Below are 9,385 nucleotides of genomic sequence, written 5' to 3'. Positions count from 1 at the left end.
AAGACAAGATCCGCAAAGTGCTGAAAATTGCCAAAGAGCCAATCTCCATGGAAACCCCAATCGGTGACGATGAAGATTCACATCTGGGCGATTTCATCGAGGATACCACCCTCGAGCTGCCGCTGGATTCTGCGACCACCGAAAGCCTGCGTGCGGCAACCCACGACGTGCTGGCCGGTCTGACCGCGCGTGAAGCGAAAGTCCTGCGTATGCGTTTCGGTATCGACATGAACACCGACCACACGCTGGAAGAAGTGGGTAAACAGTTCGACGTTACCCGCGAACGTATCCGTCAGATTGAAGCGAAGGCGTTGCGTAAACTGCGTCACCCGAGCCGTTCTGAAGTGCTGCGTAGCTTCCTCGACGATTAATCACTGGCTACAGATGAAAAGACCGCACTTGCTGCGGTCTTTTTTTTGCCCCTGATTTCCTCACCCTGGCCCCATTCCAGAACATCCCTCTCCGTTTTCGTCGTTGCTCTATTTGCCGCTATTAGTGTTCGTTTTTGCACTTATCAGAATGAAGACTACTCACCGTATACTCACGAAAAATGCTGGCTGCGCGATGGCTGACGTTGGCTCTCGCACCAAAAGAAGCATCGTCTCCTGCATGCCGACTTGCTAATTATTTTTTATCTACACACTTTCAGGGAAACGTATTTAATGAACAAATTTTGGCTCACAGTGTTACCGGATTGAAAGCACCTTAGGCCGGATCATGATTTCACAGGCCACTCAGTCCTAAGAACGGAAAACCCGTCGAGGTGGCTGGCAGGATTAACGCCCGCGAGCCACCAGCGCTTGATCTAATTCCCGGTATGCCTCAACCAGTTTATCCAGCGTGATACGACTCAACCCGCTGGGGTTGGGCAGGATCCACACCTCGGTCTCTCCTACCGTAACGTCCTGTTTGCCCCACTGCGCGCCACGCTGACTGAATGCCTGCTCAAACGCCTGTTTCCCCAAAATGGCCAGCGCCATGGGCTGATAGTCCTGCATTTTGGTGATAAGCCCCCGGCCACCTTCCCGCAACTCGTGAAACGCCACTTCGCTGGCCTGCACCGTTGGTCGCTCAACAAGTTTGGTGACACCACAGCCGTAATCCAGCATCTGCTCAGCTTCTTCAGGTTTAAACTGACGGTCGGTAAACCCGGCTAAATACAGCACTTTCCAGAAACGATTCGCGGGATGGGCAAAAGGCAGCCCCAGATGCGCAGAAGACTTACCCGGATTGATACCACAGAAGACCACCCGCAACCCGGGCTTAAGAATATCCTTGACCATGACACGACTCGACTGAGGGAATGAGTGGGAAAGTATAAGAGATTGATAAGCCGTTGTTTATAAAAACAGCACCCGCAGCGCATTTACTGGATTGACTTCGGGAGTTCCTTTATAATTCCCCGCCACGGCCCCTTAGCTCAGTGGTTAGAGCAGGCGACTCATAATCGCTTGGTCGTTGGTTCAAACCCAACAGGGGCCACCAAATTTTAGCTTTAAGATCATATAATTAAGCCACTCGACAGAGTGGCTTTTTTGTTTTTCCTACCGCGTTATGTCGCAAAAATGGCGTGGCGGCAGTCAACACCTTACATTTCTATCCGAACATGGCTGAGTCAGACCAGTGCCTGCAACTCTTCTCTCATGTACGAAGAAAAGTACTCCGGATCTTTAATCACCATACGCTCACCGGCGTTAATTTTTTCCGCCCAACCGGCCACTTTTTGAGTGAATCTGTCATCCCAGCCCTCCTGGGTACCTCGGGCCATCACATCTGCCGCAGTAACGGGTTCTCCCAACTCTTTCAGATACTTTAAGATCCCTTTCGTCGTGCTTTCGTCCATGGACTGGGGGACAGGAAGAGAAGTATTCATACCATTAATGAAGTCTAATGCTTTATCAATTACTGGTGCCATATTCATATCCTTAAAATTATCCAGACACTGTACAAGGTTATAATATCGCCCAACTTTTACTTAAACATCAAAGCGTTTGTTCACTTAACTCACACTAAATCTCTTAAATGTGAACTAAGTATGGCTGACTGATTTTGAGCTGCAAGTTTACCCTTACTCTGTTCCGTTCCCCGCCCGTGTCGGGCGGGATCACTTACCTGACTCAAGCTCCCTCAAGCGCCACCTTAGCCACCACGCCCTGCAAAAACGCCATGACCTCTTGCTGTTCTTTCTCAGGTAGTTGCGTTGTTTTGTTCAGCACCTTCATTAACGGCGTTTCAGTCGGGCGAGTCGTAGCGCACATCCAGCGGTGTGCCGGATGTGAAGCCAGCTTCTTCCATCCAGAGGCCATTCAGGCGCAGGCTGGCATTTCGGGTGTAGCATTTGGTTCTGTTTGTTTTGCGGTCGTAATGGCGAATGCTGACATAGCTGACGCTCATCCGACGCAACGGTTTGGAGATACCGTTTCCAGAGGCGGGTTTCTTTCTGTGGATGACTTTGTTCTGCACGCCGTAACGGTCATATTTGCGTACTGGATCGTGCTTTCCTGAAATATCAGTAAAAGCGGCTGGTTCTGTTTGGGTAATAGTCACTTCTGGCTTATGATTTTTGTCAGCCATAATCAACTCCTCTCTAGTTGTTTGTGGTTAGCGGCATGGAGGTGCTTTGAACACTTTCATGTCGCGATCTTTTCATTAATTAACTTCTTCTTTCCCGTAACTTCCTTTTTTTGTTTTGTGATGGCTAATTATACTCTGCTGAATAAATTCACAGTGTTTAAATTCCGGGGAATATCTGGAAATGCGAGGCGGCTTCAGTATTATTTTTTATTTATGCAATGTTTGCCGTTTTAAGCCACCCTTTCGGGTGGCTTCGTGTTAGACCCCCGCCCACCACAGCCGCAGCTTCATTCCCCAGCCGCTGGTGAAGCCTGTGGTGACGGATTTCACTTCGCCTTTCGAAATCACCACCAGCGTGGGCGTGACCTGGATTTGCCACTGTCGGGAGAGTGTGCCCTGTTCATCGTTGACGACGGGTAGCGCGTACTTTTTGCGTGCCAGCCATTGCGTCAGCGTGGCATCGTCGCCGGATCGCAGGGCGACGCTCATCACGTTGCCGCCCTCTTTCGCGATATCCGCCACCGCTGGCGTGGTGTAGCGACACACCGCGCACCACGTTGCCCACACGTACACCAGTAATGGACGCTCCTGACTCATTGCAGCCAGGGCGACGGTTTCACCATCGATGGTTTGCAATGGCGCACTGACAAACGTCACCGGCAGCGTCGGTTTACGAAACTGATCCATCACCAGCATGGCGGCCGCCGCGATCAGCAGCAGTACCATGCCTTCGCGCAGCCAGCGCTTCAGCTTAGCTCGCATCGGCTTTCGCCAGTTCTTCTTTCACCAGCGCCTCCAGTTCGTCATAAGGGATCGCTCCCGGCACCATCGTTTTGCCCACCAGCGTGGCGGGTGTGCCCTGCACGCCCAGCACCTGCGAGAGGATCAGGTTCATTTGCAGCGTTTCTCCGCTTTGCCCGTCCGGTTTGATGCTCGCGGTATTAGTCTTTTGCTGCGCGGCGAGGATCGACGCGTCATCGTGATAGCCCTTTTTCGACATCAGGCGCTGATGCAGCCCCCAGAACTGCTCCGGCTGTTCGCGCCATGCGGTGAGCGCGATCCTTGCCGACGCGGCAGAGCTTTCACTGCGAAACGGCAGCAGTTTGACCACCAGCCGCACGTCCGGGTATTTATGGACGATTTTCTCCAGCTCCGGGTCGAACTGTTTGCAGTACGGGCAGTTGTAATCCGTGAACGACACCAGCGTCAGGCGCGGCTTTTCCGCGCCCATTGCCGGGGTGTTCGGGTCGTTGAACAGCAAGTCCTGTAACTGCGGCTCAGCGGCCATGCTGAAGGTGGAAAGGCAAAATAAGAAAATCAGAGTGATGATGCGCATTAGTGTTGTCCTTTGGCCTGATTGAGGGGTTGCAGCACGTCATCAGTGCTGAGCAGCGGCGGCAATGCGCGGCCCTGCGTCAGTCCAGGCCCGTAAATTTGATTGAAAGGCACCGCCACGCTTTGGCGAGAGCAAAGAAACTGGCTGATCGTGTCCGATGGGCGGCTCCAGTCACCGCGAAGGGCGACCACATCCGGGGCGGTCAGTGCATCCTGCACGTCCTCGCGCAGCAGGACGTTGTATTTATTGGCTTTGCAGGTCACGCACCAGTCGACGGTCACATCGATAAAGACGCGTTTGTTGTCCGCCAGCGCGGCAGTAATCGCCTGTTCGCTCAGCGGCTGCCAGTTCACGCGATCTTCCACGATGCCTTTGCTGTCCGGGCGCATCAGCAGGAATGTCGCGACCAGGACGAGAACAGCCGCCAGCGTGCTGCCCGCCGCGATACGCCAGCCCCAGCGCCATGTGATGGCAACCAGCAGAATAGCGGCCACCAGCGCCAGCACGACGAACGTTGGCATAAAGCCGATATGCGTTTTCAGCAGGCTACCCAGCCACAGCGCGGAGCCGAGCATCATCAGCCCGAGGATGCCTCTGACGACGTTCATCCAGCGTCCTGGTTTTGGCATTTTCAGCGCCAGCCCCGGCCAGATGGCGATGAAGATCCACGGGAGGCTCATGCCAATCCCCATGGCGAAGAATAAGCCCCATAACAGCGGAAGAGGCGCGACCAGAGCGACGGAAACCGCCGTACCCAGAAATGGCGCGGTGCAAGGCGTTGCCAGTAACGTGGCGAACGCGCCCTGCCAGAAATGCCCGCTCAGGGTATTGCCACCGCGAGTGGCGAGGAACGTCGAGACGCCGGAAGAAAGGCGGATTTCAAACAGGCCGAGCAGGCTGGCGCTGAACAGCACCATCACCAGCGCCATCGCCGCGATAAACCACGGGTTCTGGAACTGAATACCCCAGCCGAGCGCCTGATTGCTGAGCCGCAGCAGCGTCATCATCAGCGCCAGCGCCAGGAACGAGGTGACGATCCCGAAGCTGGAGGCCACAAACTGCTGGCGAACGTGGCGACGATCTGTAGATTGCACCTGGACTATGCTGCCGAGCTTCATCGCCAGCACGGGCAATACGCACGGCATAACGTTGAGGATCAGACCGCCCGCCAGCGCCATCAACAGCACCCACCACAGCGACGTGGTATCTGTACTCGCCACCGCTTGCCCTACGGTGAGCTGGCTTTCCTGCGCCTGCCCTTCGTCACTTAGCACCACGGAAAGCGTTTTCCCACGTAGATCGGGCGCGGTTTCGCCCCAGCCATCACTCACTGGCACAGTGGCGGTCAGCGTATCGCCGCTTATTTTGTAAGTTGGTTTGCCGAAGTCGGTGTCTGCCAGCGTGTCGATAAACAGCTCCGGCTGCTGCCAGCCTGCTTCGCGAGTGGCTTTAACCGTGAGAGTTCCGGTCTGATAGCCCGCTTCAGTATGCGATGTCAGCCCGCTTTTTAACGGCAGCGTGCCCATCGCGCGAGTGAAGTCATAGCCAAAATCTTTGTCGGCAGGAGCCTTCAAATCCAGCGTGAACGGGTAATCCGTGAGGATGCAAACGTTGCTGCACGTCGAGAGCGTCAGCACGCCCTGCAGTTTTTCCGGCAGATTACCGCGCAGGGTTATCGGAAAAGCGACGTTGCCGTGATAACCCTGAGTCGAAATCCCGGCTACGTCAAAACGCTGTGGCGTGGGCCAGCGCCAGTCCATATCCACCGGGGATGACCATTTGATGGCAGGCGCGATGCCGCCCTCGCCCGGTGAACGCCAGTAAGTTTTCCAGCCTTTTTGCAGGGCGACGTCCAGCAACACGCGAGCCTCGCCATCAGGCTGAGCCTCTGCCCGAAGGCGGACGCTGGCATGATCGTTATCGGCGGCACGCAGCCAGCCGCTTTCGGCAGCATGGCTGACGGGCAGCCATAGCCAGAACAGGCAGAGCATCAGCTGCCTGAAAAAAATACGCATAAATTTTCTCCGTAAGTGATTAATTAACCTGAACTAACAGGCATTACTCACTCACGGAAGACGCATAATCGCAGATGCACTCGCAATCGGGGGGGGCGAGATGTCGCGCGGCGGCCAGCGCCGTTCGAAATGCTGGGGGACAACAGAAAGCACAGCCATCAGCAAAGCGACGGCAAACAACGCACCTTCAAACATCACCGGCGGCGAAGCCAGCAGCGATTTGGCGCTGAGTTCACAAGGGGTGACGGGTGCATCGCTGTCGACGGTTTGCTGTACGGACTGGGCTAACGCAGGGGAATTCATGACCAACGCGTGCAGCCCCGCCATGCGCTGGGCGGTGCAGGCAAGCACCACCAGACATGCCAGAGCAACGAGCAGAAAAGCTTTGCGTTGTTTTGCGATCATAAAAGCCTCGGAAACTGGGAGGTTTATCTTAACGAAGGCTCAGGAGAAGTGCTGTAAAGAAGTGTCTGTATCAGGCACCAGGCGTATTTTTTTCCGCAGTGAGCGGTTAGCACGTTCATTCAGGTTGGTTGTCAGGCCATGCATATCGGCAACAATGGACTTAAGGATATAATGATTTTCTTCCAGAAGCGCCAGACGCTGAAACATATTAGACTCAATATCAATAGCCAAAGAAAAAACAGGACAATCTGTCGACGCCGTCACCATAGCGTTATTTTCGGAAAGCATCTCTTTAAGCCTGCAAAGCTTTTCAATCATCTGTATAAAATCATCGCAGTTTGTTTCAGAGCACTGTTTCATTACACCTTCAATCATCACTAAAGATTCAGCAACCATATTCACATGACAATATCGTTCCATTTTCTCTTCCATATTCGCATCCCTAATAAAATAGCTTAACGCTAATTTCCCATGTTCACCATCATCATATAAAGCGTAGTAAAACGTACAGCACAGTGACGCAGACTTTCATTTTCGCCTCAAATCCTCAACTTTCCATTTGCGGCGTTAAGGCATCATAGCGCAGCTAAGTAGTTGAATTCAATCTTTCACACTGTCTCTAAACATGATGAATTTTAAGGCGAAAATGATTCATTTAATTAACAGTCAACCTGCAATTGATCTACATCAATAGAACCGGATAGCCGCTAGCCGGGCTGGATAGTGTCAATCAAACAGGGACATAGGATAACCGCCGGGCAATAAAGACACTTCTGATGCTTTCGATATTTTCTAATTGATATCTTTTTTTACTTTCATTGAGCGCTTTAGAAACAGCCTGCCGGCTGATATTTTTCGCTCTGGCGATTTCATTCTGCGTCAGACCGGAAGAAAACAAGACTGTTATTTCAAGCTGCCATATCGTTAACTCAGGAAACAACTTATGACAGTTGCTTAAGGTTCCAATATCTAAAATATCCATAAAAATCTCCTTAGGGTAACCTATATTGTCGACAGGTTAGAAAACTTCACATTGGAATCATCGCAGCCTTCAGATATTTCTCACTCACCAGAAATAACTGGAGATCAGATTTGTGTGATTAGCGTGTAGTAACAGCGCAGGACTTTGTTTTGCTGATAAAAAAATGCCGGCGAATGCCGGCATTGGTTTAAACAGACTTAATGATGGGAAATATTAAGCTGTGGTATGCAGTTCCAGTCCGTGCTGAACCAGCAGCTCAGTATCGTTCCCTGCGACGGTGTAGATGTCGTAGGAGACGCCACCACTGGTGACAGAACCGTGTTGCTCAAGGCTGCTTTCGGTCACACCCTGCAGCTCAACCTGCTCACCGTTTTCACCGGTGATGGAGAACTGGGATTTACCGTCATCGATCAGCAGATTTTCCTGGGCACCGTTCAGCACATCATCTGCAGAAACTGCAAGTTGACCGCCTGCTTCATGAGTGTCGAGTGTCGCCAGATCGTGATGATCGTCGGCCGTGCTCTGAACCGCAGGCTGCGATGCTTCAACGCCGGACTCAACCTGAGTGTCACCCCATGTGAAGTTATCGACACGAATCAGCGAGTTACCCTGTTCCTGGCCCACATCAATGGTGATATAGGAAATATATTCACCTTCTGGTGCAGTCCAGGAAACCGTGGCCACATTGTTATCCGGCGCAGATGGAATCGGCTGACTGTAAAGCTCGTTACCCTCGGCATCCCAATAGTGTACCACGCTGTCGGTGCCCGACACGGCAGACACATCAAAGCTTACCGCGTTGGTTTCACCGCCGAACTCAATCTTCGTTTCAGACTCAGCCAGCAGCTGCATCGCCTGAGTACCGAACGTTTTCGGTCCGAAGAGGAAAATACCGGTATCGGTGATTTCGTTCACATAGGTGCCCGCATCACGACCGCTATCCAGGCTGGTAATCGTCATTCCTGAATCCAGGGTGACGGCTTCGCCTTCTTTCAGCTCAGTGATCTCTTCGTCTTCAAAATCAACGCTGCCTTCGGTAACGATAGAGAACACAATCGGATCGCTCGGATCGCTCTCATTGCCAGCCTCATCCACGACAACCACTTCGATCTCATGCTCTCCGCCATCCAACGGTTCATCCGGCGTGTAGCTCCACTCACCGTTCTCATCAACATCTACGGTCGCAATTTCTTCACCGTTGTCGATGATGATCACCTTTGAACCAGGCTCAGCGTCACCGTCAATGGTCGGCGTCGTGTCGTCAGTTGCGCCATCAGGCACCACGGTTCCCGTCTTATCGCCCTGATCGTCGATAATCACAATATTATCGGCTGGATCAGGCTTCAGCGAATCAATCGTGAAGTTGAACGGATCGGACGGTGCGCTGCTGTTGCCTGCTTCGTCGCTGACTACCAGGGTGATCGCATGCTCGCCATCAGCCATGGCATCGGTCGGCGTGAAGCTCCAGGTGCCGTCATCTTTCACTACGGCTTTACCCAGCTCAACGCCGTTGTCGATAATGGTGATGGTGTCACCCGGTACCTGATCCTTGCCGGAGAAGTCCGGATGGTTATCATTGGTCAAGCCACCGTTATCAACGTTACCCGTGATCTCCGGCACATCATCGTATACGGTCAGATTGTCCGGGGAAGTGATGTCATCGATCGGATCCGGTGCAAGGGTATCCACGTTGATGACCCAGGCGTCCGTCGGTGCACTTTCACCGCTATTCGGCAGTTCAACCGTCGCGGTAAAGTCGTGCTCACCGTCCGCCAGAGAATCTGCGGTGAAGCTCCAGGAGCCGTCAGAGCCGGAGATCACAGTACCGATTTCGGTGCCATTGTCGTAGATGTGTACCGTCGCGTTCGGATTCGCCGTCCCGTTCAGGGTCGGGGTGTCATCGTTGGTCACGCCGTTATTGGCGATATCACCGATCACCGCTTCCTTATCATCCACCACGCTGTCGATGGTGATCGTGGCAACTTCGGTCACCACAGTGAAGTCGATTGGCGTTGTTGGCGCACTTTCGTTGCCCGCCTCGTCAACCACCACCACGTTGAAGCTGTGCTCACC

General features: G+C 53.1%; 10 protein-coding genes, 1 tRNA gene and 1 pseudogene. 2 read left to right on the top strand and 10 right to left on the bottom strand.

Features of this window, described 5'->3' with window-relative positions; genetic code table 11:
* On the top strand, positions 1-371 hold a 371-nt coding region (locus tag ACRCWW_RS02060), incomplete at its 5' end, for a sigma-70 family RNA polymerase sigma factor (protein WP_438680909.1).
* A gap of 405 nt (positions 372-776) precedes the next feature.
* Here the strand turns inward: ACRCWW_RS02060 and mug are convergent.
* Positions 777-1,283: a G/U mismatch-specific DNA glycosylase gene (mug, locus tag ACRCWW_RS02055; RefSeq protein WP_438680908.1), complete on the bottom strand. Its 507-nt coding sequence runs from the start codon at positions 1,281-1,283 to the stop codon at positions 777-779.
* A gap of 126 nt (positions 1,284-1,409) precedes the next feature.
* On the opposite strand from mug, the gene ACRCWW_RS02050 reads away from it, so the two are divergent.
* A tRNA-Ile gene (locus tag ACRCWW_RS02050) sits at positions 1,410-1,485 on the top strand.
* Positions 1,486-1,615: 130 nt separating this feature from the next.
* Here ACRCWW_RS02050 and ACRCWW_RS02045 read toward each other — a convergent pair.
* The 9 genes and pseudogenes from ACRCWW_RS02045 to ACRCWW_RS02005 all read right to left on the bottom strand — a co-directional run.
* Positions 1,616-1,915 (bottom strand): DUF1889 family protein, encoded by a 300-nt coding sequence (locus ACRCWW_RS02045; protein ID WP_438680907.1) that lies wholly within the window; start codon positions 1,913-1,915, stop codon positions 1,616-1,618.
* 317 nt (positions 1,916-2,232) lie between these two features.
* A complete protein-coding gene (locus ACRCWW_RS02040; protein WP_438680906.1) occupies positions 2,233-2,574 on the bottom strand; it encodes a SymE family type I addiction module toxin in 342 nt (113 codons plus the stop codon).
* Between the two features lie 258 nt (positions 2,575-2,832).
* Complete coding sequence (locus tag ACRCWW_RS02035) at positions 2,833-3,336, bottom strand: protein disulfide oxidoreductase (protein ID WP_438680905.1); 504 nt, start codon at positions 3,334-3,336, stop codon at positions 2,833-2,835.
* Complete coding sequence (locus tag ACRCWW_RS02030; protein ID WP_438680904.1) at positions 3,326-3,910, bottom strand: DsbA family protein; 585 nt, start codon at positions 3,908-3,910, stop codon at positions 3,326-3,328. Before ACRCWW_RS02030 ends, ACRCWW_RS02035 begins: the two co-directional genes overlap by 11 nt.
* A complete protein-coding gene (locus ACRCWW_RS02025; protein ID WP_438680903.1) occupies positions 3,910-5,925 on the bottom strand; it encodes a protein-disulfide reductase DsbD family protein in 2,016 nt (671 codons plus the stop codon). Before ACRCWW_RS02025 ends, ACRCWW_RS02030 begins: the two co-directional genes overlap by 1 nt.
* A 47-nt stretch (positions 5,926-5,972) precedes the next feature.
* Positions 5,973-6,330, bottom strand: a pseudogene (locus ACRCWW_RS02020) (copper resistance protein).
* A gap of 39 nt (positions 6,331-6,369) precedes the next feature.
* On the bottom strand, positions 6,370-6,762 hold the full coding sequence (locus ACRCWW_RS02015) for a hypothetical protein (protein WP_438680902.1): 393 nt from the start codon (positions 6,760-6,762) through the stop codon (positions 6,370-6,372).
* 298 nt (positions 6,763-7,060) lie between these two features.
* The gene (locus tag ACRCWW_RS02010; protein ID WP_438680901.1) at positions 7,061-7,312 is read right to left on the bottom strand and encodes a hypothetical protein; all 252 of its coding nucleotides are present in this window, start codon (positions 7,310-7,312) and stop codon (positions 7,061-7,063) included.
* A gap of 213 nt (positions 7,313-7,525) precedes the next feature.
* The coding region (locus ACRCWW_RS02005) for an Ig-like domain-containing protein (protein ID WP_438680900.1) at positions 7,526-9,385 on the bottom strand (1,860 nt) is incomplete at its 5' end.

It is taken from the genome of Scandinavium sp., assembly GCF_051650185.1.
Classification (GTDB): Bacteria; Pseudomonadota; Gammaproteobacteria; order Enterobacterales; family Enterobacteriaceae; genus Scandinavium.
Note: the sequence above shows the minus strand (reverse complement) of the source record. Positions and strands in the feature narration are given on the sequence as shown.

Bases quoted from the DNA above. Each gene is read 5' to 3' on its own strand.
- mug (WP_438680908.1), bottom strand. From the start codon at position 1,283: ATGGTCAAGGATATTCTTAAGCCCGGGTTGCGGGTGGTCTTCTGTGGT.
- ACRCWW_RS02045 (WP_438680907.1), bottom strand. From the start codon at position 1,915: ATGGCACCAGTAATTGATAAAGCATTAGACTTCATTAATGGTATGAAT.
- ACRCWW_RS02040 (WP_438680906.1), bottom strand. From the start codon at position 2,574: ATGGCTGACAAAAATCATAAGCCAGAAGTGACTATTACCCAAACAGAA.
- ACRCWW_RS02035 (WP_438680905.1), bottom strand. From the start codon at position 3,336: ATGCGAGCTAAGCTGAAGCGCTGGCTGCGCGAAGGCATGGTACTGCTG.
- ACRCWW_RS02030 (WP_438680904.1), bottom strand. From the start codon at position 3,910: ATGCGCATCATCACTCTGATTTTCTTATTTTGCCTTTCCACCTTCAGC.
- ACRCWW_RS02025 (WP_438680903.1), bottom strand. From the start codon at position 5,925: ATGCGTATTTTTTTCAGGCAGCTGATGCTCTGCCTGTTCTGGCTATGG.
- ACRCWW_RS02015 (WP_438680902.1), bottom strand. From the start codon at position 6,762: ATGGAAGAGAAAATGGAACGATATTGTCATGTGAATATGGTTGCTGAA.
- ACRCWW_RS02010 (WP_438680901.1), bottom strand. From the start codon at position 7,312: ATGGATATTTTAGATATTGGAACCTTAAGCAACTGTCATAAGTTGTTT.